21 protein-coding genes, 3 pseudogenes and 1 riboswitch are annotated in these 25,736 nt (G+C 65.5%); of the genes and pseudogenes, 10 read left to right on the top strand and 14 right to left on the bottom strand.

The genetic code is table 11. The annotated features are described in order from the left end of the window. A partial coding sequence (locus tag RHBS_RS28630; RefSeq protein WP_187298306.1) for a hypothetical protein occupies window positions 1-278 on the bottom strand: 278 nt, incomplete at its 3' end. Window positions 279-424: 146 nt separating this feature from the next. Here RHBS_RS28630 and gndA point away from each other — a divergent pair. Next, window positions 425-1,875, top strand: a pseudogene (gene gndA / locus RHBS_RS00760) (NADP-dependent phosphogluconate dehydrogenase). 69 nt (window positions 1,876-1,944) lie between these two features. Here the strand turns inward: gndA and RHBS_RS00755 are convergent. Further along, window positions 1,945-2,415: a DUF4262 domain-containing protein gene (locus RHBS_RS00755; RefSeq protein WP_128644569.1), complete on the bottom strand. Its 471-nt coding sequence runs from the start codon at window positions 2,413-2,415 to the stop codon at window positions 1,945-1,947. Between the two features lie 145 nt (window positions 2,416-2,560). On the opposite strand from RHBS_RS00755, the gene RHBS_RS00750 reads away from it, so the two are divergent. The 9 genes and pseudogenes from RHBS_RS00750 to RHBS_RS00710 all read left to right on the top strand — a co-directional run bounded on the left by RHBS_RS00750 (window position 2,561) and on the right by RHBS_RS00710 (window position 15,088). Further along, the gene (locus tag RHBS_RS00750; protein ID WP_237668894.1) at window positions 2,561-3,865 is read left to right on the top strand and encodes a DEAD/DEAH box helicase; all 1,305 of its coding nucleotides are present in this window, start codon (window positions 2,561-2,563) and stop codon (window positions 3,863-3,865) included. Next, window positions 3,862-4,758, top strand: a complete 897-nt coding sequence (locus RHBS_RS00745) for a DMT family transporter (protein ID WP_128644568.1) — start codon at window positions 3,862-3,864, stop codon at window positions 4,756-4,758. The genes RHBS_RS00750 and RHBS_RS00745 overlap by 4 nt, the downstream gene beginning before the upstream one ends. Before the next feature lie 11 nt (window positions 4,759-4,769). Further along, window positions 4,770-6,200 (top strand): annotated as a pseudogene (locus RHBS_RS00740) (GuaB1 family IMP dehydrogenase-related protein); the annotation flags it as partial. A gap of 351 nt (window positions 6,201-6,551) precedes the next feature. After that, entirely contained in the window at window positions 6,552-7,931 is a 1,380-nt protein-coding gene (locus RHBS_RS00735) for a hemolysin family protein (protein ID WP_128644567.1), read from the top strand. After that, on the top strand, window positions 7,924-9,060 hold the full coding sequence (locus RHBS_RS00730; protein ID WP_128644566.1) for a hemolysin family protein: 1,137 nt from the start codon (window positions 7,924-7,926) through the stop codon (window positions 9,058-9,060). The genes RHBS_RS00735 and RHBS_RS00730 overlap by 8 nt, the downstream gene beginning before the upstream one ends. Next, entirely contained in the window at window positions 9,061-9,975 is a 915-nt protein-coding gene (locus tag RHBS_RS00725; protein ID WP_128644565.1) for a 3-methyladenine DNA glycosylase, read from the top strand. Window positions 9,976-10,040: 65 nt separating this feature from the next. Continuing rightward, window positions 10,041-12,215, top strand: a complete 2,175-nt coding sequence (locus RHBS_RS00720; RefSeq protein WP_128644564.1) for a malate synthase G — start codon at window positions 10,041-10,043, stop codon at window positions 12,213-12,215. A gap of 500 nt (window positions 12,216-12,715) precedes the next feature. Beyond that, window positions 12,716-13,945, top strand: coding sequence for a VWA domain-containing protein (locus RHBS_RS00715; protein ID WP_237668893.1), 1,230 nt, complete (start codon window positions 12,716-12,718; stop codon window positions 13,943-13,945). Between the two features lie 3 nt (window positions 13,946-13,948). After that, the gene (locus RHBS_RS00710; protein WP_128644563.1) at window positions 13,949-15,088 is read left to right on the top strand and encodes a metallophosphoesterase; all 1,140 of its coding nucleotides are present in this window, start codon (window positions 13,949-13,951) and stop codon (window positions 15,086-15,088) included. 60 nt (window positions 15,089-15,148) lie between these two features. Here the strand turns inward: RHBS_RS00710 and gcvP are convergent, their stop codons facing one another. The 12 genes and pseudogenes from gcvP to idi form a co-directional block, all read right to left on the bottom strand. Next, a complete protein-coding gene (gene gcvP / locus RHBS_RS00705; RefSeq protein ID WP_128644562.1) occupies window positions 15,149-18,001 on the bottom strand; it encodes an aminomethyl-transferring glycine dehydrogenase in 2,853 nt (950 codons plus the stop codon). Between the two features lie 193 nt (window positions 18,002-18,194). Continuing rightward, a riboswitch (glycine riboswitch) is annotated at window positions 18,195-18,292 on the bottom strand. 11 nt (window positions 18,293-18,303) lie between these two features. Then, window positions 18,304-18,861: a MerR family transcriptional regulator gene (locus RHBS_RS00700; protein ID WP_052047548.1), complete on the bottom strand. Its 558-nt coding sequence runs from the start codon at window positions 18,859-18,861 to the stop codon at window positions 18,304-18,306. Between the two features lie 397 nt (window positions 18,862-19,258). After that, window positions 19,259-19,732, bottom strand: coding sequence for a bifunctional nuclease family protein (locus RHBS_RS00695; RefSeq protein ID WP_037189246.1), 474 nt, complete (start codon window positions 19,730-19,732; stop codon window positions 19,259-19,261). Window positions 19,733-19,831: 99 nt separating this feature from the next. Next, window positions 19,832-20,536 carry a MerR family transcriptional regulator gene (locus RHBS_RS00690; protein WP_128644561.1) on the bottom strand — a complete coding sequence of 235 codons (705 nt, stop codon included), beginning with the start codon at window positions 20,534-20,536 and terminating at the stop codon, window positions 19,832-19,834. Window positions 20,537-20,566: 30 nt separating this feature from the next. Next, window positions 20,567-21,064, bottom strand: coding sequence for an FHA domain-containing protein (locus tag RHBS_RS00685; protein ID WP_057479400.1), 498 nt, complete (start codon window positions 21,062-21,064; stop codon window positions 20,567-20,569). A gap of 212 nt (window positions 21,065-21,276) precedes the next feature. Beyond that, window positions 21,277-21,681 (bottom strand): glycine cleavage system protein GcvH, encoded by a 405-nt coding sequence (gene gcvH / locus RHBS_RS00680; protein WP_094614226.1) that lies wholly within the window; start codon window positions 21,679-21,681, stop codon window positions 21,277-21,279. A 41-nt stretch (window positions 21,682-21,722) separates the two neighbouring features. Then, window positions 21,723-22,472 (bottom strand): DUF881 domain-containing protein, encoded by a 750-nt coding sequence (locus RHBS_RS00675; RefSeq protein WP_128644560.1) that lies wholly within the window; start codon window positions 22,470-22,472, stop codon window positions 21,723-21,725. Window positions 22,473-22,475: 3 nt separating this feature from the next. Then, a complete protein-coding gene (locus RHBS_RS00670; RefSeq protein WP_128644574.1) occupies window positions 22,476-22,835 on the bottom strand; it encodes a small basic family protein in 360 nt (119 codons plus the stop codon). Between the two features lie 64 nt (window positions 22,836-22,899). Continuing rightward, window positions 22,900-23,694 (bottom strand): DUF881 domain-containing protein, encoded by a 795-nt coding sequence (locus tag RHBS_RS00665; RefSeq protein WP_236745319.1) that lies wholly within the window; start codon window positions 23,692-23,694, stop codon window positions 22,900-22,902. 86 nt (window positions 23,695-23,780) lie between these two features. Further along, window positions 23,781-24,381: pseudogene (locus tag RHBS_RS29560) on the bottom strand (CDP-alcohol phosphatidyltransferase family protein). A gap of 61 nt (window positions 24,382-24,442) precedes the next feature. Beyond that, on the bottom strand, window positions 24,443-25,078 hold the full coding sequence (locus RHBS_RS00655; RefSeq protein ID WP_187298304.1) for an NUDIX domain-containing protein: 636 nt from the start codon (window positions 25,076-25,078) through the stop codon (window positions 24,443-24,445). Between the two features lie 27 nt (window positions 25,079-25,105). Beyond that, a complete protein-coding gene (idi, locus tag RHBS_RS00650; RefSeq protein WP_128644559.1) occupies window positions 25,106-25,714 on the bottom strand; it encodes an isopentenyl-diphosphate Delta-isomerase in 609 nt (202 codons plus the stop codon). Between the last annotated feature and the right edge of the window lie 22 nt (window positions 25,715-25,736).

The following is a 25,736-nucleotide window of genomic DNA, read 5'->3' as shown; positions in this document are numbered from 1 at the left end:
CCAATCCCCGCAGCGGCGGCGGATACCAGGGCTCCAACCCGCGCAGCGAGGGCTACCAGGGTGACCGCCCGCGTCGCTCCGACTCGAGCTCGTACCGCGGCTCCGAGGGTCGTGGCTACGAAGGTCGCGGCTCCGACAACCGTGGCTCCGACAACCGTCGTCCCGCGTCCGGCCCCCGCCAGGACGAGCACCGCTCCGGTGGCTTCCGCAGCCGCACGGAACGCCGTTCGTACGACGGTTTCGACGGTCCGGCTCGCAGCCACTGATCGCTTCGTCACCGTGAGGTCGTGATCCGACCGGAACTGCACAAACGGGTGCCGCATTCTTCGCGAATGCGGCACCCGTTGTCGTTGCCGGTGGTCGGGTTCGACACCGGCCGGGGGGTTGGCTCGCGCGAAATCTCTCGGCAGGGAAAGCTGTCGGTATGACCTCAGCAGCAGAACCGACAGAACTGGCTCAGATCGGAGTCACCGGACTCGCCGTCATGGGCTCCAACATCGCCCGCAACTTCGCCCATCACGCCACACCGTCGCATTGCACAACCGCAGTGTCGCCAAGACCGATGCCCTGATCGCCGAGCACGGCACCGAGGGCACCTTCATTCGCACCGAAACCATCGAGGAGTTCGTCGCCGCTCTCGCGAAGCCGCGCCGAGTGCTCATCATGGTCAAGGCAGGCGACCCCACCGACGCGGTGATCGAGGAGCTTGCAGGCGCGATGGAGGAGGGCGACATCATCATCGACGGTGGCAACGCCCTCTACACCGACACCATCCGTCGCGAGGCCGCCATGAAGGAGCGCGGACTGCTCTTCGTCGGTGCCGGTATCTCCGGCGGCGAGGAAGGCGCTCTCAACGGACCGTCGATCATGCCGGGTGGTCCGGCCGAGTCCTACAAGGCCCTCGGACCGCTGCTGGAATCCATCGCAGCGCAGGTCGACGGCACGCCGTGCTGCACCCACATCGGACCCGACGGCTCCGGACACTTCGTCAAGATGGTCCACAACGGCATCGAATACGCCGATATGCAGCTCATCGGCGAGGCGTACAACCTGTTCCGCGACGCCCTCGGTTACACGCCGGCTCAGGTAGCGGACGTGTTCACCGAGTGGAACAACGGTGATCTGGAGAGCTACCTCGTCGAGATCACCGCCGAGGTTCTCCGCCAGGTCGACGCCAAGACCGGTCAGCCTCTCGTCGACGTGATCGTCGACGCAGCGGAGCAGAAGGGCACCGGTCGTTGGACCGTCAAGGCTGCCCTGGACCTCGGCGTTCCCGTCACCGGTATCGCCGAGGCGGTGTTCGCTCGGGCGCTGTCGGGGTCACGCGCTCAGCGCAAGGCAGCCGTCGGGCTCGCCTCGGGAACTCTCGCCGACAAGCCGACCGATGCGGAGCAGTTCACGCACGACATCAGTCGGGCTCTGTACGCGTCGAAGATCGTCGCCTACGCACAGGGCTTCGACCAGATCGCCGCGGGCAGTGCCGAATACGACTGGAATCTGCATCCCGGTGACCTCGCCACGATCTGGCGCGGTGGCTGCATCATTCGAGCTCGGTTCCTCGATCGCATCAAGGACGCGTACGAAGACAACGCCGAACTGCCGAGCTTGATCCTGGCCCCGTACTTCCGTGACGCCATCGAGAACGCCATCGACAGCTGGCGTCGGGTCGTCATCACCGCGGCCTCGTTGGGCATTCCGGTACCCGCGTTCGCGTCCTCGCTCTCCTATTACGACGCGTTGCGGGCAGAGCGTCTACCGGCCGCTCTGACCCAAGGACAGCGAGACTTCTTCGGGGCGCACACCTACGAGCGAACCGACTCGGAAGGAAAGTTCCACACTCTGTGGAGCGGCGATCGTTCCGAGATCGAAGCCTGACCGACGATCGTCCGCCGGTGGCGCTGCGTTCACCACGCAGCGCCACCGATACAGCACCGGGGAACCCGGTCAGACGGGTACCGGCCCGAGGACCGGTTGGACCACCGTCGACGGGATGCCCTCCCACGGCAGTGCACCGTCCAGGTCCTTCCACACCGCCTGCACGGCACTGAAGCACCCTCGGCCGTAGACGTCGGACGCTGTGTAGAGAATCTCCGCACAGTCCGGTACGTCGATGGTGAACAACTCGAATCCTGCTGCAGTGCAGCCAATTCCGGATTCGAGCTCCAACATTCCCGAGACTACCGAGGCGCCGAGCGAATTGAGAATTCGCGAGGACTCATGCGGCCCGCGCCCCGTCGTGACGATCTCCGGGCTCCCGAAATTCGTGAGACCGACCGTGTAACAGAACGCCGGGTGGATACCGTCGGGATCGACTTCCGATTCGACGTACTGCAGAGCCCACCCACACCTGTCGATGGTGCGTTTCACACCTTCGATGTACTCGTCGACGCTGTAGCCCTGACACATCTTGCACATAGCTCCCCCACACTCTGCGTGCGATCGCCCCCTCGGCGATCACGGTGTCGAACGCCGATCGAACATGCGTTCTACGCCGAGTATCGCGCGGGGCACCGACAAGAAGATTCCGACGCGTGCTCGACGCAGCGGTAGGGTCACATCCATGCCGGGTCAATCCGTTCGATCGTTCGCAGAACTGGGACTGCCCGTGGTTCTCGTGCACTCGCTGAGGAAAGCGGGTGTCTCCGAGCCGTTTCCGATCCAGTCCGCCGCCCTGCCCGATGCGCTCGCGGGCCGCGATGTGCTCGGCCGTGCTCCGACAGGATCGGGAAAGACTCTCGCGTTCGGGCTTCCGCTGCTCGTGCGGCTCGCCGGCCGTCGCAGTGAGCCCGGTGCACCGCGTGGACTCGTACTGGCTCCCACTCGCGAACTCGCGCTCCAGATCCAGGAAGTGCTCGACGTCCACGGTGCGACGTTCGGCTTACGCAGCGTCGGTGTGGTGGGCGGCGTTCCGCTCGAGCGCAATGTCCGAGAGATCCAGCGCGGAATCGACATCGTGGTTGCCACCCCCGGTCGCCTCAACGACCTGCTCCAGCGACGCTCGATCACGTTGGATCGTGTGGAGGTGACTGTGATCGACGAGGCGGATCGCATGGTGGACATGGGATTTCTGCCCCAGGTCGATTCGCTCCTCGCCGCGACACCGGCAGGCGGGCAACGGCTGCTGTTCTCGGCGACCCTGGACGAGGACGTCGACCGCCTGGTCGAGAAGTTCCTGAACGATCCGGCCGAACATTCCACAGCGGAGTCGGTGAGCGAGCCCGACATTGCCCACTACGTGTTTCGGGTCGATGCTGCCCGCAAGACCGAAGTAGCTGCCGCACTTGCCAACAGCGACGGTCGCACGTTGCTGTTCGTCCGCACCACTCACGCGGTCGACCGACTCACCGACGACTGCCGCCGGCTGGGTGTATCGGTATCGTCGTTGCACGGCAACAAGACTCAGGCGCACCGCACACGCTCGCTGGCGGCTTTCGGCGACGGCGCATCGACTGCACTGATCGCGACCGATGTTGCAGCACGTGGGGTTCACGTCGACGACGTCACCCTCGTGGTCCACGTCGACCCACCGTTGGACTCCAAGGACTACGTGCATCGCGCAGGCCGCACTGCACGCGCCGGAGCCAGCGGAACCGTCGTGACGTTGGCCACCGCCGAACAGCTGGATCACGTGTGTGCCATGGCCGGCGATGCCGGTGTCACGGCAACGGTGGTCGATACCGAGACCGATCCCACCTCGTGGCGTCGATTGACCGGGGCTCGTACACCCATCGGCAGGCCGCTCCCGGCCGAGGCGGCGGAACCACCAGCACCTCGCAGTTCTCGACGCGGTACCGCACCCGTCCGACACGAGCGAAGCGGGCGGGCCGGAGGCAGGCGCGGCGGCAGCCGAGGACGACGCGGGTGACCTCCTCCTGGTTGCCGATCGCGCTCGCCCTGGTTTCGGCATTCCTGTTCGCCTGCGCGTCGGTGGCACAGCAGAGCGCCGCAGCATCGGTTCCGGAGGGAACGTCGCTGCTCTCGGCTCTGATCCGAAGCCCGAGATGGTGGGTGGGCGTACTCGGCGACGCGGGCGGCTACGCGGTTCAGATCGCTGCACTGTGGGTCGGTTCGGTCCTGGTCGTGCAGCCGTTGCTCGTCACCGCCCTGCTGTTCGCCCTCCCGATGTCGGCGAAATTGGCCGGCCGCGCACTCCCAGCTTCGACGTGGACGCTCGCCTTTCTCCTGGCCGCCGCCCTCGCGGTGTTCATCGTGGTCGGCGATCCCAGCGAAGGCAATACCGACGCCCCTCTGTCCGACTGGGCGGTTCCGCTGATCATCGCCGCGGTCGTGATCGGCGGCGCTGCGGTGGGCGGGCTCATGCTGAGAACTCCCGGCGCGCGGGCTCTGTTGCTCGGAGCCGCGGGAGGAATGCTGTTCGGGCTGGCTGCGGCTCTGACGAAGTTCGTCACCGATCTCGTGGAGAGCGACCTGCTCGGAGCACTGGCCGCCTGGCAGACGTACGCGCTGGTCGGATCCGGAGCTCTCGGGTTCTATCTGCAGCAGCGAGCATTTCAGGTCGGTCCCCTGTCCGCGTCACTACCGGCCGTCACGATCGGCGAGCCTCTCGGTGCGGCGTTCATCGGCATCACGGTCCTGGACGAGCGAATCAGGACCGACGGGGCTTCCCTCGCCATCATCGCCGTGGCGGTGTCCGTCATGGTCGTCACGACGATTCGACTGTCTCGGACCCAGGCGTCGACCCGCATCGAAACGGAGACGGTGGACGGGGCTTCGGCCCCGACTGCGCCCGACCGGTAGTCTCGATCAACGTGCAGTTCCTCGATGGTCACCGACCGCCCTACGATCTCACCTACGACGATGTCTTCCTCGTCCCCAACCGAACCGACGTCACGTCGCGGTTCGATGTCGACCTGAGTACGGTCGACGGTTCGGGCACCACCATTCCGATCGTCGTGTCGAACATGACCGCGGTGTCGGGACGGCGGATGGCCGAAACCGTCGCACGTCGCGGAGCGATCGCAGTGATCCCCCAGGACCTCCCCACCGAAGCCGTCGCCGAGACCGTCGCCTTCGTCAAGAGTCGTGACCTGATCGCGGACACACCTGTCGTACTCGGCCCCAATGAGTCCGTGTCCGACGCCTTGGCTCTGGTGCACAAGCGCGCACACGGGTCCGTCGTGATCGTCGAACACGGCAAGCCGATCGGCGTGGTGACCGAGAGTGCCTGCGCCGACGTCGACCGATTCGCCCGGCTCAGTTCCGTGGCATCGGCCGATTTCGTGCGCGTTCCTCGCCATGCGTCGCCCAAGGAAGTCTTCGAGCTGATGGAAGCGGCACACGCCCACCTCGCCGTCGTCGTCGAGAACGACGGCTCCCTGGCAGGTGTCGTGACCAGGACCGGCGCAGTTCGGACCGGCATCTACGCGCCCGCAGTCGACGCGTCGGGACGCCTCCGTATCGCTGCCGCCGTCGGCATCAACGGCAACGTGGCGGAGAAGGCGACCGCACTGGTCGAGGCCGGTGCGGATGTGCTCGTGATGGACACCGCGCATGGGCATCAAGAGAAGATGCTCGAAGCCCTCGCTGCTGTGCGGTCCCTCGATCTCGGTGTCCCCCTGGCGGCTGGCAACGTGGTGTCTGCCCAGGGCACACGCGATCTGGTGCAGGCGGGCGCAGACATCGTCAAGGTCGGCGTCGGACCAGGAGCGATGTGCACGACGCGAATGATGACCGGCGTCGGACGCCCCCAGTTCTCGGCTGTGGCCGATTGTTCGGCTGCGGCAGCCGAACTCGGAGCTTCGGTGTGGGCCGACGGCGGTGTGCGCCATCCTCGTGACGTTGCTCTCGCTCTGGCTGCCGGTGCTGCGAACGTCATGATCGGCTCGTGGTTCGCCGGCACATACGAGTCACCGGGCGACCTGAGAGTGGACGCATCCGGCAATCGGTACAAGGAGAGCTTCGGCATGGCGTCCAAGCGGGCCGTTGCCGCGCGTACCGCCACCGACGGGGCGTTCGATCGGGCTCGCAAGGCCTTGTTCGAGGAGGGCATTTCCAGTTCGCGGATGCGACTCGATCCCGATCGGCCGGGTGTCGAGGATCTGATCGATCACATCTGTGCCGGAGTTCGGAGCACGTGCACGTATGCGGGAGCCCGTTCCCTCCCGGAGTTGGCCGAACGAGCAGTTCTGGGAGTCCAGTCCGCTGCCGGATTCGCCGAGGGACGGCCCCTGCCTCCGGGTGGTGACGGTCGGGCACGGTTAGACTCGCCTACAGCAAACACAGTTGTTCGCGCTCGTCATTCGTCGAAAATTCGAGCATTCGATTCTCGACGTGTGGCCGAACGGTCGGCTCCTCACGGAGTGGGACCACAGCGCGAACCGACAGAAGGGAATCAGGTGCCCGAGGCACCCACTATCTCGGTTGCCGCCACGGCAACTTCGGAACAACACGACGACGGTTCCACTTCGGAGGGATCCTCTATCGAGCCGGGAGAGAAACCCGGCGACACCGATTTCGGCAGCCACGTGCACTCCGGCGGCGCGATGCTCCTGTCCCAGCTTCGACGGTCCCGGCTCAGGCGGAGTTGACACGTGGCTCTTCTTCTCACCATCGTCAGCCTGCTCGGTTTCGTCGCCCTGACGGCCGGCACGGCGCTGTTCGTTGCGGCCGAGTTCTCCCTCACTGCTCTCGAACGCAGTGCGGTCGAGTCACAGGCCGACAACGGCGACCTGCGCTCACGTCAGGTTCTGCACGCCCACAAGACACTGTCGTTTCAGCTGTCCGGTGCCCAGCTCGGCATCACCATCACGACACTGATCACCGGTTATCTCGCCGAACCGGTGCTGGCCGGGTTCATTCGGCCGGTGGCCGACGCGCTGGGCGCATCCGAGACCCTCTCCGCCGGCATCTCACTTGCGGTGGCCCTGATCCTGGCGACGTCGTTCTCGATGATCTTCGGTGAACTGGTTCCCAAGAACATCGCCATCGCGAAACCGATGTCGACCGCTCGGGTCACCGCCGGCGCGATGGCCGGGTTCTCGCTGGTGTTCAAGTGGGCCATCAACGGGCTCAACGGCTCGGCGAACTGGCTGGTACGCCGGCTCGGGATCGAACCCGCCGAGGAACTGAGATCCGCGCGGTCGCCGCAGGAACTGGGTTCGCTGGTCCGCACATCGGCACGGCAGGGGTCGATCGACGAGAACACCGCCCGACTGGTGGATCGGTCGTTGCAGTTCGGCGACCGCACGGCCGAGGAACTGATGACGCCGCGAGTCAAGATCGAAACGCTCGCCACCGACGCGACCGTGGCCGATCTGATCGAAACGGCTGCGCGGACCGGCTTCTCACGCTTTCCGGTGGTCGACGGCGACCTGGACGACACCATCGGCGTCGTTCACATCAAGCATGCGTTCACCGTCGCCGGAGCGCACCGTCGCTCGACGACGGTCGAGTCCCTGGCGCGCGACGTTCCCGTCGTACCGTCCAGCCTCGACGGCGACGCGGTGATGGAACGGGTACGTGCCGACGGGATGCAGGTCGCTCTCGTCGTCGACGAATACGGCGGCACCGCGGGCATGGTCACGATGGAGGATCTGATCGAGGAGATCGTCGGTGACGTGCGCGACGAACACGACGAGCCGGAGCTCGACGTCTCCAGATCGGGCGACGGATGGGATTGCGCAGGTCTGCTGCGTATCGACGAGGTTGCGTCGGCCACCGGGTATTCGGCACCGGAAGGTGAGTACGAAACCATCGGCGGCCTGGTACTGACGGAGTTGGGTCGCATACCGACGGAGGGGGACGCAGTTCTGTTGCCTCCCCCGGCGAACGAGGATCCGCTCGAACGAGACGGCGGTTGGGTGGCACGGGTGATTCGCATGGACGGCCGTCGCATCGACCGGGTGGTGCTCCTGCCCGTCGACGCGGCAGCGGTGGCTCGGATGAGATCGGACGGTGAGATCGATGGGTGATTTCCTCGGCGTCGGTCTCGCCGTTCTGCTGCTCGCCGGCAACGCTTTCTTCGTCGGAGCCGAGTTCGCTCTGATCTCGGCCCGGCGGGACCGCCTCGAAGCTCTGCTCGCGCAAGGTAAGAAGCGTGCTCAGAGCGTGATCGAGGCCGGTCAGAACCTGTCGCAGATGCTTGCCGCGGCCCAGCTCGGCATCACGATCTGCTCGATCCTTCTCGGGCGTGTGGCGGAGCCTGCGGTGGCACACCTGATCGAGGTTCCGCTCGAGGCAGTCGGCATTCCCGAGTCCTTCCTGCACCCGATCGCCTTCGCCATCGCGTTGACGCTCGTGGTAGTTCTACACATTCTCATCGGCGAGATGGTGCCCAAGAACATCGCCATCGCGGGCCCGGAGAGCACTGCGATGGTTCTGGTGCCCATCCATCTGCTGTTCATCAAGGTCGCGCTGCCGCTGATCTCGTTCTACAACATGTGTGCCAACCTGACCCTTCGACTGCTGCGGATCGAACCCAAGGACGAGCTCAGTTCCTCGGTGTCGGCGGTCGAGTTGTCGCAGATGATCGGCGAATCACGATCCGAGGGATTGATCGACGCCGAGGAGCATCGACGATTGCGGCAGGCGCTCGAGACGTCCGGCCGGACGGTGGGTGAGGTTCTGATTCCCTCTCACCAGGTTCGCAGTATCGAGTTGTCCGGGCCCGATCACACACTCGGACCCACCCTGGGCTCCGTCGAACGCGCTGTCATCGAAACGGGATTCTCTCGCTATCCGGTCCGCGACGCCTCGGGGGCACTCGTGGGCTACCTGCATCTCAAGGACGTGCTCGACGACATGGCCGACGAATCGGCGGGACCGGACACGGTCATCCCGCGCAGCGACGTGCGAGCACTCCCGGTGGTCTCCATCGACACGGTGCTCGACGACGCATTGACCAAGTTGCGTCGGGCCAGCAGCCATCTCGGTGCCGTGCACGACGCGACGGGTGCGACGGTCGGCATCGTCGCGCTCGAGGACCTGGTCGAAGAGTTCGTCGGTACGGTTCGGGACGGCACGCACCGGGTGGCCGGTCCTCGTCCGGGTCAATCGTCGTCCAGCTTCGAATCCGCGGCCGCTCCCCCACGGAACGCGTGAATGACCTCCTCGACGTTGCTGAGCGAACAGCAGTGGACCACTCGTCGCGCGGCGCATGCGGCACGGGTGGAGAACCTCGTCGGTGACTATCTGACCGACCGGGGCCACGGCGGCGTCCATCCGGTGCTCGACTTTCTTTTCACCTACTACAGTCACCGCCCGGGTCAGCTGCGCCGATGGAATCCAGGTCACGGCGTCGTCCTCACCGGTGATCGTGCTCAGGATTTCGCGGCGTTCGCGTCCTACGAGCAGGTGGACACCGACGACGGCCCGGGCCTTCGGGTGCGGTCGGATCTGGTGGAGCGCCGTCGATCGAGCATCGAATTCACCCTCGGCCTGCTCGTCGCCACCAGAGACAGGCCGCCGGTGCTCGGCTGTTTCGGACTGCACGAGTGGGCGATGGTCTACCGCGGGGGCACCTCGGCGCAGCGGCACGAGCAGGTGCCACTGCGTCTGGGGCACGACGGAACCGATGCCGTGGTCGATTCGATGACGTTGCGCTGCACCCACTACGACGCCTTCCGGTTCTTCACCCCCGATGCAGCGCCGCGCAACGCTCTTCCGCTGTCCCCGGAGTCTCGTCTGACGTCCGAGCAACCCGGTTGTATTCATGCCTCGATGGATCTGTACAAGTGGTGCTACAAGCTGGGACCACTGATCGATTCCGAGTTTCTCACCGACTGTTTCGAGCTGGCCCTGCACGCGCGAACGATCGACATGCGCGCGAGTCCGTACGACCTGAGCGGCTACGACCTCGAACCCATTCGGATAGAGACCGCTGCCGGACGAGCCGAATACGTGCGTGCGCAGGGCGAATTGTCGAGCGAAGCGGCACCTCTGCGCTCGGCGTTGATCGCTCGATGCCAGAATTTACTGATCGGCGGCGAGTTCGGCGTCGGACCTACCGCCGAGTAACATCGACATCGTTGTCGTGGGGACACCGTCACCGGTGTCCGTGACCGGAAAAGAGTGAGGAATTCATGACCGATCGTGTGCAGGCTGGTGGACTTCAGGTCGCCGAGGTCCTTTTCGATTTCGTCGAGAAGGAGGCGCTGCCGGGTACCGACGTAGATTCCGATGCCTTCTGGGCCGGTGCCGCGTCGGTGATCGCCGATCTCGCTCCCAAGAACAAGTCACTGCTCGCTGTCCGCGACGAGATCCAGGGCAAGGTCGACGCCTGGCACGGCGAGCACGCAGGCCCGAACTACGATCGCGCCGCCTACAAGGCATTCCTGAAGGAGATCGGCTACCTGCTCGACGAGCCGGCCGACTTCCAGATCAGCACCTCCGGTGTCGACACCGAGATCACCACCACCGCAGGCCCCCAGCTAGTGGTGCCGGTGCTCAATGCCCGGTTCGCGATCAACGCCTCCAATGCACGGTGGGGCTCGCTGTACGACGCCCTCTACGGAACCGATGCCATTCCCGAGACCGACGGTGCGGAGAAGGGCACCAGCTACAACAGGGTCCGCGGCGACAAGGTCATCGCCTTCGCGCGGGACTTCCTGGACGAGGCGTTGCCACTGAGCTCCGGCTCGCACGTCGGTACCACCGGGTACGTCGTCGATGCCGCATCGCTGACGGTCACCCTCGCCGACGGCAGCACGGTCGGGCTGAAGGATCCGTCGCAGCTTCTCGGCTACCAGGGCACCCCCGACGCACCGTCGGCAATACTGTTCGTGCACAACGGCTTGCACTTCGAGATCCAGATCGACGCCGAGAGCCCGATCGGCAAGACCGACGGCGCAGGAGTCAAGGACGTCCTGCTCGAGTCGGCTGTCACCACCATCATGGACTTCGAGGACTCCGTCGCTGCAGTCGATGCCGACGACAAGGTTCTCGGATACCGCAACTGGCTCGGCCTGATGAAGGGCGATCTGACCGAGGAAGTCTCCAAGGGCGGCAAGAGCTTCACGCGTGCGATGAACAAGGACCGCACGTACACCTCGGTCGACGGTTCGGAACTGACGCTGCACGGACGCTCGCTGCTGTTCGTCCGTAACGTCGGCCACCTGATGACCTCGGATGCGATCCTCGATGCCGACGGCAACGAGGTGCCCGAGGGAATTCTCGATGCCCTGTTCACCTCGCTGGCCGGTATGCACTCGCTCACCTCGGACAACGTGCTGTCCAACTCACGTACCGGTTCGCTGTACATCGTCAAGCCCAAGATGCACGGACCGGACGAGGTCGCGTTCACCGCGGAGCTGTTCGGCCGGGTCGAACAGGTTCTCGGTCTGCCGACCAACACGCTCAAGGTCGGCATCATGGACGAGGAACGCCGCACGACGGTCAACCTCAAGGCATGCATCCAGGCCGCATCCGAGCGGGTCGTGTTCATCAACACCGGCTTCCTCGACCGCACCGGCGACGAGATCCACACCTCGATGGAGGCAGGCCCCGTCGTACGCAAGGGAGCGATGAAGGGCGAGAAGTGGATCGCCGCCTACGAGGACTTCAACGTCGACACCGGTCTCGCCGCAGGACTCGAAGGCAAGGCACAGATCGGTAAGGGCATGTGGGCCATGCCCGATCTGATGCACGACATGCTCGAGCAGAAGATCGGCCACCCCAAGGCCGGAGCCAACACCGCGTGGGTTCCCTCGCCCACCGCAGCGACCTTGCACGCCCTGCACTATCACAAGGTCGATGTCTTCGCCCGTCAGCACGAGATCGCACAGGCCAAGCGCGCGACCGTCGACGACATCCTCGAAATTCCTCTCGCACCGTCCACGGACTGGACCGACGAGGAGAAGCAGAACGAACTCGACAACAACTCGCAGTCGATCCTGGGCTACGTCGTGCGGTGGATCGACCACGGCGTCGGCTGCTCGAAGGTTCCCGACATCAACGACATCGCACTCATGGAAGACCGGGCGACGCTGCGCATTTCGAGCCAGTTCATCGCGAACTGGCTGCGCCACGGCATCGTCACCGAAGACCAGGTGCGCGAGTCGCTGAAGCGGATGGCCCCGGTGGTGGACCGTCAGAACGAATCCGATCCGACATACAAGCCGTTGGCTCCCGACTTCGACACCAACATCGCCTTCCAGGCTGCCAGTGACCTGATCTTCCAGGGCACCAGTCAGCCCAACGGCTACACCGAGCCGATCCTGCATCGTCGCCGACGGGAGTACAAGGCCGTCAACGCCTGACGGACTTGTCGATCACGTGGGTGAACATCGGAACACAGGGCGCGGGCGTTCGATAGCCGCCGGACCCGTGATCGTCGTGTTAGCGATCGCGGTGCTGGCTGCGGCCGTGTTCGGATGGTTTCAACTGCGGGATCGAATCTTCGATCAAGGGGTCGAAGCTGCCGACACATGTGTGGAGGGATCGGCGGTGCTCACTGTCGCCGCCGATCCCGACATCTCCGGGCCGGTCGAACAATTGGCTGCTCGGTTCAACGACACCGCACCGGTGGTACGGGATCACTGTGTGACAGTGCAGGTTCGAGCTACGGCCTCCGATGCCGTGCGAATGGCTCTGAACACCGGTATCGACAACTGGGACGTCGGAGCACTCGGTGCTCGGCCGGGCCTGTGGATACCTCAATCCTCGGGCGACGTCGAGGCCGTGACCGACCGAGGAGCCGTCGACGGCACCCCCGCGGCCACTCGCGTCGAGTCCGGTCGTACTCGCGGTGCCGTCCGCCGTGGCCGACGCTCTGACTACTGCGACCTGGGCCGATCTGGTAGGCCTGCAACGCGACCCACAGGCGCTCGGTCTCGGCGAGTGGGGCGCACTTCGCCTCGCACTACCGACCGGATCCGATGCCGGCGCAACGACACTCGCTGTCGCCGCCATCGCTGCCGGGGTACGCGGCGATCCGACCACTGCCCTGACCGTCGAACAGGTCTCGTCGAGGGAACTGGTCTCGGCTGTGTCGGAGCTGGCCGGTACCGACACCGGAGCCTCCGCAACGTCTGCGTCCACCACCTACGACGCACTCGCGGCCCTCGAGAACGCGCCGGGCCCCGACGCTCCAGTCCACGCGGTTCCGGTCACCGAACAACAACTGGCATCGACCGATTCGTCGACGCTGACCGCCGTCGAACCCCAGGGCCCCACTCCCGTTGCCGATCATCCCGCGGCCGTACTCTCCGGCGACGAGACATCGACCCGGGCCGCCGCCGCATTCGTCGATTTCATCCGGCAGCCGGACGGTGCGCAGTTGCTCACGGATGCGGGCTTCGGCGTCGGCGAGACACCCGACGTGGAAGCCGTCGCTGCTCCTTCCGGACCGGTTGCCGACGCACTGCTGTCCGTGCTGCGAAATCCGGTCCTGCCGCGCCGAGCCACGGTACTGCTCGACGTGTCCGAGTCGATGGGCACGACCGAAGGCAGTGCGACTCGGCTGCAGAACACGGTTCGCGCGCTCGACGAGCAGTTCCAGCGAGTGCCCGACTCCACCGAGCTGGGCCTGTGGAGCTTCAGCGAGGACCTGGACAACTCGCTCCCCTACCGCGTCGACGTTCCGACCGGTCCGATGGCGGCTGCGATCGGGCCGACTCCCAGGCGTACGGCTTTGACTGCCGGTGCGGCGGCGTTGACACCCGAATCAGCGTCGTACTCCGCCGAGTCGTTGCTGGCCGCCTATCGCGACGCAGTGGCCGGATTCGTCCCCGGACGCGTCAATTCCGTCGTGCTGATCACCGACGGCCCCAACGACGACCCGTCGCTGTCCACCCAGGACCTGCTCACCGACCTCGACTCGGCATCCGATGCCGCACGTCCGGTCGCGGTGAACGTGGTGATGATCGGCGAGAACACCGACGCGACCGCATTCACCGACATATCGGCCCGGACGGGCGGCACTGCGACGACCGTGCCGACGTCGGATTCACCGGATTTCTTCGATCTACTCGGAAAGTTGCTGTACTAGAACATGTCTCGTGTAATTTTTGTGGGCGTCTTCTTGCTCCTCGTCACCCTGTTCCTGCACTGGCGGTTTCTCTCCGTCACCAGGATGCCGACACGTCCCAAACGGGCTGCCGATGCTGTGCTGGCGCTCCTGTGGCTGGGCGCGGTGATCGGCTTCGGCAGCGGTGTCGAATTCGATCCGTCCTGGGCACGAGGACCCGCCTTCGTCGGGCTCAGTTGGCTCGCCGTGGTGCTGTACCTGTTCTTGGGAACGGTGCTGGTGGCCGTGGTCTGCACCGTCATGAGAGTGGTTTTCGCGGCGAGGCGTCGCGATTCGTCCTCGGCTCGACTGCGTGTGTCGAGGATCGGCTCAGCTGCGGTGGCACTCGTCAGCGTGGTCGCAGTGGGGTACGGACTCGTCGAGGCGGCAACTCCGCGGGTGACGAACACCGACGTCGCGCTCGACAGGCTGCCGGCCGAATTCGACGGCGTCCGAGTGGCGTTGGTGTCCGATCTGCACGCCGGTCCATCCCGCGGCGCGGATTTCGTGCGCAAGGTCGTCGATTCGATCAACGCCCAGAATCCCGATGTCGTCCTGCTCGACGGCGATCTCATCGACGGGACGGTTCCGTTGGTCGGTGCCGACCTCGCACCGCTCCGCGACCTCGCCGCCCCGCTCGGTGTGTTCGCCGTCAGCGGCAACCACGAGTTCTATGCGGGAGACGGCGGTGAATGGCTCGATCTGTGGTCGACGCTCGGAATCGACGTCCTACGCAACGCGCGCACGACCCTCACCCGGGGCGACGCCGCGATCGATCTCGCCGGTATCAACGACGCCACTGCCCCCGCACCGTACGAACCCGATCTCGGTGCAGCTTTGGAGGGGATCGATCCCGACCGCTTCGTGCTGCTCATGGCCCACCAGCCGTTGCAGGCGGTGGAGGCATCGGACTTCGGAGTCGACATGCAGGTCTCCGGGCATACGCACGGGGGCCAGATATGGCCGATCCGGTACCTGGTGCCGCTCCAGCAGCCGAGTGTCGAAGGCCTGGACACGATCGACAACACCACGTTGTACACCACCAGGGGTGCGGGCGCGTGGGGTCCACCGGTCCGGGTCGCTGCTCCGCCCGAGATCGCGATGCTCGAGCTCACGCGAGGCTGAATCCTCCGACTCGAACAGATCAGAGCCCGCCACGGCGACGTGGCGGGCTCTGTTCTCGGCTCAGGCGAACGCCTCTATCGGTGGGCACGAGCACACCAGATTGCGGTCACCGTGGGCACCGTCGATGCGGCGCACCGCGGGCCAGACCTTCGGACGGTCGTAGCCCGCCGGGTAGGCAGCGAGCTCCCGTGAATACGGGTGATCCCACTCGGCCGCCAGACTCCGAGCGGTGTGCGGTGCCCCTCGAAGTGGGTTGTCCTCGACAGTCCATTCGCCCGATCCGACGCGATCGATCTCTCCCCTGATGGCGATCATCGCATCGCAGAACGCGTCGATCTCCTCGAGGTTCTCGCTCTCGGTGGGCTCGACCATCAGAGTTCCGGGCACCGGGAAGCTCATCGTGGGAGCGTGGAAGCCGTAATCCGCCAACCGTTTCGCAACGTCGTCGACGGTGACTCCGGTGTCCTTGGTCAAACCTCGCAGATCGAGAATGCACTCGTGGGCAACCATGCCGTTGTCGCCGGTGTACAGAACCGGGAAGTACTCGTCGAGGCGGCGGGCGATGTAGTTGGCCGACGCGATCGCAGTCAACGTCGCCTGCCGGAGTCCCGTCGCACCCATCATCGCGATGTAGGCCCACGTGATCGTCAGGATCGAGGCGCTGCCGTAAGGGGCACCGGACACCGTCGGTCCCGAACCGAGCTGCGGGGCCAGTGGGTGACCCGGCAGGTACGGCTGCAGATGCGACCGCACACCGATGGGTCCGACACCGGGCCCGCCGCCGCCGTGCGGGATGCAAAAAGTCTTGTGCAGGTTCAGGTGGCTGACGTCGCCGCCGAATCGGCCGGGGCGCGCCAGACCGACGAGAGCGTTGAGGTTGGCACCGTCGACGTACACCTGACCACCTGCGTCGTGGACCGCTGCACAGATCTCGGAGATCTCGTGCTCGTAGACGCCGTGGGTCGAGGGATAGGTGATCATGATCGCGGCGAGGGTGTCGGCGTGCTCGGCGATCTTGCCGCGCAGGTCGTCGACGTCGACGTCACCGTTGGGACGGCAGGCCACGACGACAACGCGCATGCCCACCATCACCGCCGAGGCTGCGTTGGTGCCGTGGGCACTCGACGGGATCAGGCAGACGGTGCGTTCGGCATCGCCGTTGCCGAGGTGGTAGCGACGAATGGCGAGCAGTCCCGCGTACTCGCCCTGGCTTCCCGCGTTCGGCTGCAGGCTGACCGCGTCGTAGCCGGTGATGTCGACCAGCCACCGTTCCAGGTCGGCGATCACCCGCAACAGACCGGAGACATCCGAGGACGGCGCGAAGGGGTGCTGACGGGCGAACTGCGGCCAGGTGATGGACTCCATCTCCGCGGTTGCATTCAGCTTCATCGTGCACGAACCCAGAGGAATCATGCTGCGGTCGAGCGCAATGTCCTTGTCGGACAACGCCCGCAGGTAGCGCAGCATTGCCGTCTCGGTGCGGTACCGGGTGAATGCCGGGTGCGTGAGGTACTCCGAGGTGCGAGCCATGTTCGCCGGCAACGACTCGGCCCCGGAACCGGCCGTTTCTGCGCCGAACGCGGCGAGCGCGTTCGCGATGTGCTCGGGCGTCGTCGCCTCGTCGCACGCGACGGCCACGTGATCGGCATCGACCAGCCGCAGATTGATGCCGCGCTGCTTGGCATGGTCGACGACTTCCTGAGCCTTGCCCGGGATCGCCGCGAGGACGGTGTCGAAGAATTCCGTGTGCACCACGTCGATGCCTGCCTCCCGCAGACCTGCCGCCACGGTTCGAGCATGCGCATTCACCCGAGTTGCTATGGCCCGCAATCCGTCTGCGCCGTGGTAGCTGGCGTACATCGCGGCGACGATGGCCAGCAGGACCTGAGCTGTACAGATGTTGGAGGTCGCCTTCTCGCGGCGGATGTGCTGCTCGCGGGTCTGCAGCGCCAGTCGGTAGGCGCGGTGGCCGTCCGCGTCGAGCGAGACCCCGACCAGTCGGCCGGGTAGTTGACGGGAATGACCGGACCTCACTGCGAGGTATCCGGCGTGCGGTCCGCCGTAGCCCATCGGAACACCGAACCGCTGGGTGGTTCCGAAGCAGACATCCGCGCCGATCTCACCGGGCGGAGTCACCACGGTGGCAGCGAGCAGGTCCACTCCCACGGCAACCAACGCGCCACGCTCGTGCGCGGCCTCGATGATGGCCGTGTGATCGACCAGACGGCCCGACGCTCCCGGCAGCTGTACCAGCACACCGAAGAATTCTCCGTCGGGAAGGCCGTCGGTCAGATCGGCGTAGACCAGTTCGATCCCCAACGGCTCGGCGCGAGTGGCCAGTACGGCCTCGGTCTGCGGGAAGATGTCGGAATCGACCAGCAACCGAGGCGACTTCGAAGCCCTGTTGGCACGCCGCATCAAGGTCATGGACTCGGCTGCCGCCGTCGACTCGTCGAGCATCGACGCATTCGCCACGTCCATGCCGGTGAGGTCGGCGACCATGGTCTGGAAGTTCAGCAACGCTTCGAGTCGCCCCTGGCTGATTTCGGGCTGATACGGCGTGTAGGCGGTGTACCAGGCTGGGTTCTCCAGAATTCCCCGGGTCAGCACCGGCGGGGTCAGCGTGTCGTAGTACCCGAGGCCGATCATCGACGTCGCCACGGTGTTCTGCCCGGCGAGATCGGCCAGTGCGGCGAGCACCTCGTGCTCGCTCAGGGCAGGCGGCAGCGTCGCCAAGCCGTCGGGAACGCCGTCGACCACGGTGTCGAGGATGGAGGACGGAACGGCTTTGCGGGCCAGCTCGTCGAGACTGTCGACGCCGATCATGTCGAGGATGCGGACCAACTCGGTGGCGTCGGGGCCGATGTGGCGATCGACGAAAGTGTGTGCGGACGAGGCGGTTCGGTCGGTCACGATGTGCTCCCAGGTGCCGGAAAGACGAGGCGTCGGACGACCGAGGCAAACGCTCCGGCCGCTCCTCCCCCTCTGTCGTGTGCCCGCTGACGCGTGCGCCTGAGAGATTCGGTCGGACACGGCGCGCCGAAGAAGCGCGCCGGCACCTTTCCCCTTGGGCGGGTGGGTGCTCCCACCACTTTCCAGAGTTGTCGAAGCCCACACGGTCCGTGTGCCTGAGAGATTGACGGGGAGGTGTTGCTCCTTCGGCGTCCGAGACTGGATGCCTCGGAACTCTCCCGCGCGGGCGCGACGAGGAAAGTCTAGCCGGTCTTGCGGCTCGCGCGATTCTTGCGGCGCGAGGCCAGCTCGTCCTCGGGGCTCGGCTGGCTTTCACCGCCGTCGGCACGTTCGGCCGGGAAGTCGGCGATGGTGCCGGTGAGCTCGCGCATCGCGCCGTTCACGGCGATACCGAACACGCCCTGCCCGCCTTGGAGAAGGTCGACCACTTCTTCGGCCGACGTGCACTCGTAGACGGTGGTGCCGTCGGAGAACAGCGTGATGTTGGCGAGATCGCCCACGCCGCGCTGACGTAGGTGATCGACGGCGACGCGGATGTTCTGCAGTGAGATACCGGTATCGAGCAGCCGCTTGACGATCTTGAGGACGAGCATGTCCTTGAACGAGTACAGCCGCTGGCTTCCCGATCCCGCTGCGCCGCGGATGGACGGGACGACAAGCCCGGTGCGGGCCCAGTAATCGAGCTGGCGGTAGGTGATGCCGGCGATCTGGCAGGCACTCGGCACGCGGTAGCCGACGAGTTCGTCGGGCACGGAGTCGTCGGGGAACAATCCCGGTTGGATGTCCTGGGGCGCTTCGATTCGGGCGCTCGACGCCTGGTCGGGGGTGTCGACCCGAGCATCGGCACCGACGGGCGTGTCCTCGGTCCGGCCTGCGGCTTCGGACTCTCGACTGCCGTGATGCTGCTGCGGCTGATCTCCCACTGACTGCTCCCTCTCGGATGTCTCACTGCGTTCGGATCGAGTCAGTACTGCGATCCGTCCGAGACACTGGAAATGCCTCGGTGTACTCGCGTGAAGTCATACCGTGTACCAGGCCAGAGTACGCCTCGGTAGCTGTCGACGAGGCGTGAACTGCACCGGATCGGACCGGCAGCGGCGATGAACTTCACTGGCACGAACGTTATGGGGACGATCGTGCAGATTCAACGCAACGCGCCGTAAACCTGAACCTAAAGTTGAGGTTGAGACTCTTCTGTTACCCGTCGGTGGCTTTGAAGTCGTCCGGAGACACCGATTCGAGGAACTCCTTGAACTTCTCGACCTCGTCCTCGCGCTCGTCGGGCATGATCAACCCGGCTTCGGCGAGCACGGGCTCCTCGGCGAAGATCGGCACCCCGGCCCGAAGTGCGATGGCAACGGAATCCGACGGCCGAGCGGAGACTCTGATGTCCTTGTCGAACACCAGATCGGCGTAGAAGGTGCCCTCCTGCAGATCCACGATGCGCACCTCTTTGAGCTGGTGCCCGAGAGCCGAGATCAAATTCTTGACGAGATCGTGAGTGAGCGGCCGGGCGGGTTGCACACCCTGCTGCTCCAAAGCAATTGCAGCAGCCTCGGTTTGACCGATCCAGATCGGGAGGTACCGATCGCCGTCGGCCTCGCGCAACAGCAACACGGGCTGGTTCTGCGGCTGTTCGACACGAATACCGACCACACGCATCTCACTCATCGTGTCTGCCTCTCACCTCGAGAAATCCGGGCTGCACTGAAAACGGGCTCAGCTCGTCGCTGCCGAGTCTATTGGAATTCGAAACGACGCGAGCGAACGTCACCGATCGAGTGCACCTCGCACCGCCGCTTTGACCAGGCAGGTGTGCAAGGTCAAGGACAGTGCGGCCAACTCGCGAATCATTTCTTCTGCGCGATCGCGCGCACCGGCGTCTCGGCCCTTGGCCACGGGTCCGGCAATCTGCGCAACCAGGCCGGCTTCGCGGTCCGCCGCGAGCTTGAAGGCGCGAAGGTGGCGCACTTCGAGACCGAACTGCAACATCGCATGCGCCGTTCGGGCGAGCGTCACGGCTCCGTCGTCGTAGAACCCGGCCTGCCCGGGAGTAATCAAACCGGCTCGCAACAGCTCGGTCAGGAACGCATCGTCGATGCCCGCCTGAGCGAGTAGATCTGCCTTGGCTATACGAACCTCGCGATCGGGCAGGAACTCCTCGGGAGAGACCTCACCCGCGGCAACCGTGAGCGACCGCGGACGCTTGACCGACGCATCGGCCCGTTCCACGGTGGCGACCCCGTGGTCGATGGCTTCGAGCTGCTCCTTGATCACCTTGAGCGGCAGATACTGATCGCGCTGCGCGGTCAGCACGAAGCGCAGACGCTCGCAATCCGCGATGGAGAACCGTCGGTACCCCGACGGTGTGCGCTCCGGCGAGATCAGCCCCTCGGCTTCGAGAAATCTGATCTTCGAGATGGTGACATCAGGAAAGTCGGGCCGAAGTCGATCGAGGACGGAGCCAATCGACATCCCCCCCGTTGGACTGCTGCCCGACGGCGGTCACTGGCTTCCTGCACCCGCAGACGTGTCGCCGACCTGAGATCCGTTGCCGCCGCGCGGTCCGGTGAGGAACACCAGCCGGAACTTGCCGATCTGGACCTCGTCGCCGTTGGCCAATACAGCGGAGTCGACCGGCTCCCGGTTGACGTACGTGCCGTTGAGACTGCCGACGTCGACGACCTGGAAGTCGTCCTCGTCCTGCCGGAACTCGGCGTGCCGACGGCTGACGGTGACATCGTCGAGGAAGATGTCACTGTCGGGGTGCCGACCGGCCGAGGTGGTCGGCTGGTCGAGCAGGAACCTTGATCCGGCGTTGGGTCCTCGCTTGACGACGAGCAGCGCGGCACCGACAGGCAACCCCTCGACACCCGATACCGGAGCTTCGGTGCTCTGGGCGGCCGCGGAGTTGTCCAGCTCCTGCAGGAAATCTGCACGGAAGACCGAGGTGGTCTCTGCCGGTGACTCCCCGTAGTTGCTGTCGTTGTCGTTCTGGCTCACCGTTACTCCTTCTCAGTCCGTTCACCCGGGGCAGAGAACGCCGCGGGTAACGCAGTACATGGTCTTCACATCAGGTGTTGCTTGGCGTTCGGTGTTGCGTAGCGTCGTACAGCTTGCTGGACCTTAGCCCCGACAGGGTATTCGCTCGGTGTCGACCGTACCTGCGCAGCGGGGGCCGTGTGGCCTGTTGGCCGGTGTCGACAGCCGGCCGATCACTCGGCCGTGATGAGAGCATATCCGGCGGCATCGAGCATCTGTGCCAGTGCCGCGTCCAACTCCTCCGGTGTCGAAACCTCGAGGTCGATCAGCCAGCCTCCGGTGTAGGGTCCCGAGTTCACCTTCTCCGGTTCGCCGTCCAGATCCTGGTTCACGGCAACCACTTTCGCGGTCAGCGGGCTGAACACGTCGGAGACACTCTTGGTGGATTCGACCTCGCCGAGAGACTCGCCCGCGGTGACGGTGTCGCCGATCGAGGGAAGCTGAACGAACACCACGTCGCCCAACTGCGCCTGCGCGAAATCGGTGATACCGATGCGCACCGTTGCAGGCCCCGTGCGCTGCACCCACTCGTGCTCGGGGGTGTAGTACAGATCAGCTGGTGTGTCGATGTCGCTCAACGCGGCATTCCCTTCGATCGTGGCCCGGGGCGATCAGGCGGTCAGTTACCGGGCTGAGCGTATTGACGCGGGCGCGGGTCTCGCAAGGCGGACACCGTGACCTGGTCCGACTGCGCGATGTTCGACGTAGCGCCGTTGCGAGTGACCGTGTCCACGACCCCGCCGGGAATGTTCAATGCCGACGCGAGCGTCGGCGGGTCTCCGATGGCAGTGAAGGTGTACGGGGCTCGTAGTTCTCGCCCGTCGACCACCACCCGACCCGCGGAACCGGCGATCCACGAATCGACGCCGATGCGAACGGCGTTTCCGCCGCCTTCGAGCTGGAGTGCTTCGGCACCGGCGGCGCGCAACTCCTGCATGGCGTCGAGCAGCACCTCCGATCCAACGCCCGAGTTCGGGTCCTCGATCACCAGTGTCACGCCCGGCCCCTGGGCCGCGACGGTGCCCACTTGAATCGACAACGCGGACAATCGTTCCTGCGCTTCCGCCACTGCCGCCTCCGATCCCGAACCGGACTGGCGCAGCGTCGCCAGAGTGGCCTGCAAGGTGCCGATCTCGTCCCGGATCGACGCCTCGCGTCGGGTCAGGGTGTCCAGCACGACCAGTAGGTCCTCGGGCCGGGAGTTCTCCAGGCCATCGGTGGTGCTCGTCTCTCGTACCTGCGTGGCCAGGCCGATTCCCAGGAAGCACAGCAGTGTGAGCGCGAGAACGCCGAATGCCGCTCCGCGCCTTCGCCCCTGCGCATCGGGACGTCGCGCGCGCCATCCGTGCCGTCCGCCGCTTGCCGTCATTTCCTAGGCACCGAACAGACGTCTGCGCAGCGCCGCCGCGTTGCCGAAGATGCGAATTCCGAGGACGACGACGATGGCCGTGGACAGCTGGGTCCCCACCCCGAGCTGGTCGCCGAGCCACACGATCAAGGCCGCGACCAGAACGTTGAAGACGAACGAGATGACGAACACCTTGGCGTCGAAGATCCCGTCGAGAAAAGCCCGTACACCGCCGAACACCGCGTCGATCGCCGCCACGACGGCGATCGGCAGATAAGGAGCAACCACTGCGGGAACCTGAGGACCCGCAACCGTCCCGATGACGACCCCAATGATCAGCGCGGCGATCGCGGCGAGAGCGTAGACGCCGTGGGTTGGGGTGATCGGCGCGTCTGTCGACGCCTGCACCTCGGACTCGGCCGGTAGGGCACTCGGTGATCGTGCTCCGTCATCGTGGGCCTGCCTCCTCTGCCTCGAACGACTCTCTCACAGCGGCGGGTCCGAACTCGAGATTCGTAGCCGGACGCACCGTGAATCCGACGCCGTACAACTGCGCCACCGTGCTCATCCGCAGATAGGCGTCGCTGACGACGAACTGGACCTGAATGCGCTGCGGCGGCCCGATCGCGTCGATCTCGTAGGGCGAGTCGATCGGGCGATTGTCCAGCAGCATCGCCCCGCCTGCCTGCCGGATGGTCACGTTCGGGCCGACTCGAATACCGTCCACCGACACCGCCTCCGCACCGCTCGCCCACAACGAATTGACGATCGCAGCGATGTCCCGATCGAGCACGGCTGCGCCCGAACCCCGGCGAACCGACCTATCCGACGTGTCGTCCTCGGCCACCGGTTCGGTGACGACGACCGAAAGCCCGGGCCCGGACACCGAATCGATGCCCGCAGCAGATTCGACTGCGCGCAATCGCTCCAGCAGCGCACTGCCCGAGACATCGGACTGAAGGGCTCTGTCGCGCTCCGAGGACACCTGTTCGGCCAGTGCCTGCTGTGTCGCTTCCAAATCAACGCTGCGATCCTGTGCGGCTCGGACCGCAGCCGACGCATCGGAGCCCGCACGGTCCACATCGGACGCCAGTTGCGAGAACGCGATACCGAAGATCACCCCGACGACGACGGCCCCGCCCAACAACCAGAGCGCCGCAGGCACCCGCGGCTTTCGGGTGTGGAGCGCGCTACGTTCGGCGGCCGCTGCGCCGTATCCCGGGTCCAGATGGTCGGTGAGCAACGACGTCAGCAGCGACGGGACGGGATTCCTTCTGACCTGTGTTCCCGGTCGTTCGGCTCTCTCCGGTCGTTCCGCAGGCTCCACAGTCAGGTGCCGGCCACTGTCGGATCGACTGCCCTGGCGACAGCGATCGCTTTGCGAGGTACAGCAGACCGGTCCAGGTGTACAACGCCGTGCCCCAGATCAGCAACGCGTATCCGAGCGGTCCTGCGGCGTCGGCCACCGAATTGCTGCCGGCCGATACGAGCAGGACCGGCAACGCGATCATCACCACGAACGTGGCGGCCTTGCGAGGTAGATGACGTCCGGAGGCGGGAGGGATCTGCGGCGGTAGACGAACATCGTCAATCCGAGTACGGCGTCGCGCCCGATGAGGATCGCCGCAACCCACCAGGGGATGATGCCGCGCAGAACGAACGCCACCAGAGTGCTGACGACGTAGAGCCGATCGACCAGTGGATCGAGAATGGCACCGAGCTTCGATGCCTGGCCGAGCATGCGAGCCAATTTGCCGTCGAGCCAATCGGTTCCACCGCTGACGAGCAATATCACCAACGCCCACCCGTCGGCCTCGGGGCCAAGCATGAGATAGAGGAACAGCGGAACGCCCAACAGCCGGATTGCGCTGAGCAGGTTGGGAATGGTCGCGATGCGATCCGACACCTCGAGCTCATGGTTGTTCGTCATCGGCAATCACCTCCTTCTCGTCCTGCTCGTCGCAGTCTGCCCACCGGGGCTTGCGGCCACGTTAGCGCCACGCGAACACCGGCTGCTCGAAGTCCGCGACTCGGGTGTGTCGACCGTGCAATACCACTTCACGAAACTGGTGGACGATCGCGCCGGTCGGAGCGTGGATGGCCCCGGTTCGGTACGGCCACCGAATGACCGGGCGCGTCGATTCGGGGATCGACACGAATTGGGCGTCCACGTCGAGTTCGTCGACCGTCACCTCGAACACCTCGGCCACCTCGTCCTCGCTGGGTAGCAACGTGGACGAGTAGTCGCCGACCCACACCACGAACGGAGTGATGACGTACCCGGATCGAGTGACGTAGTCGTCCAACCTGCCGAGTACGTCGGCCTCATCGGCTCGAATCCCCAACTCCTCGGCCAGTTCCCGCAGACAGGCCTGCATCGTGGATTCGCCCGGGTCCACACCGCCGCCGGGCAACGCGTACTGACCCGGATGCGCGCGCAACCGATCCGGCCGCCTCGTCAGGAGCATGCGCCTGTCCCCCGGCGGTCCACCGACCGCAACGGCGACGGCAGCGGCGCGCAGTCCGTCGGATTCGGCGGTGCGATGGGAGAAACGGGCGAGTTCGCGCGCGACGGAAGCTCGATCGAGCAGGTCCTCGTTCGGCCTACCGGAATCGTCGACAGTCACAGTAAGAACCCTAGAGGCCCGGCGAGATCAGCGGGTATCGGCGGGCCGGGCGGCGGGTGGTAGCAGGTCGTCCGGCGACGCCGGCCAGCCGAGTGGCTCGTCGGCCAGAGCGGTCAACTGCTCCACCTGCGTTCGGCACCAGGGTGATACGTCGATGGTGCCGCCGAGCACCCCTGCGGAGAACTCACGCCACGACACCCATCGTGTCTCGTCCACCTCGGCCGGATCCGGATCGAGTGTCGCGTGCTCGTCGACTCTCACGCGGTACACGGGACATATCTCGTTCTCCACGATTCCGTTGTCCATGACGGCCCGGTATCGGAAGTGCGGCAGTACCAACTCGGCGGATTCCGCGCGCAGGCCGAGTTCTTCACCGATCCGGCGCAGCACGGCGTCGTCGAGCTTCTCGCCGGGAGCCGGGTGGCCACAGCACGTGTTGGTCAGCACCCCTGGCCACGTCGTCTTGCTCGACGCTCTGCGGGTGAGAAGAACAGCGCCGTCCGATCTCACCACGTAGCTGGAAAATGCCAGGTGAAGTGGCGTGTCCAGCGTGTGGACGGTGGTCTTGTCGTGCGTGCCGACGGCACGGCCTTCGTCGTCGAGCAGCACCACGTGCTGCGCTCGGGATCGATCCATCGCTCCATGGTCCCACGGCCTG

Source organism: Rhodococcus sp. BS-15, assembly GCF_000813105.1.
Lineage (GTDB): Bacteria > Actinomycetota > Actinomycetes > Mycobacteriales > Mycobacteriaceae > Rhodococcoides.
Note: the sequence above shows the minus strand (reverse complement) of the source record. Positions and strands in the feature narration are given on the sequence as shown.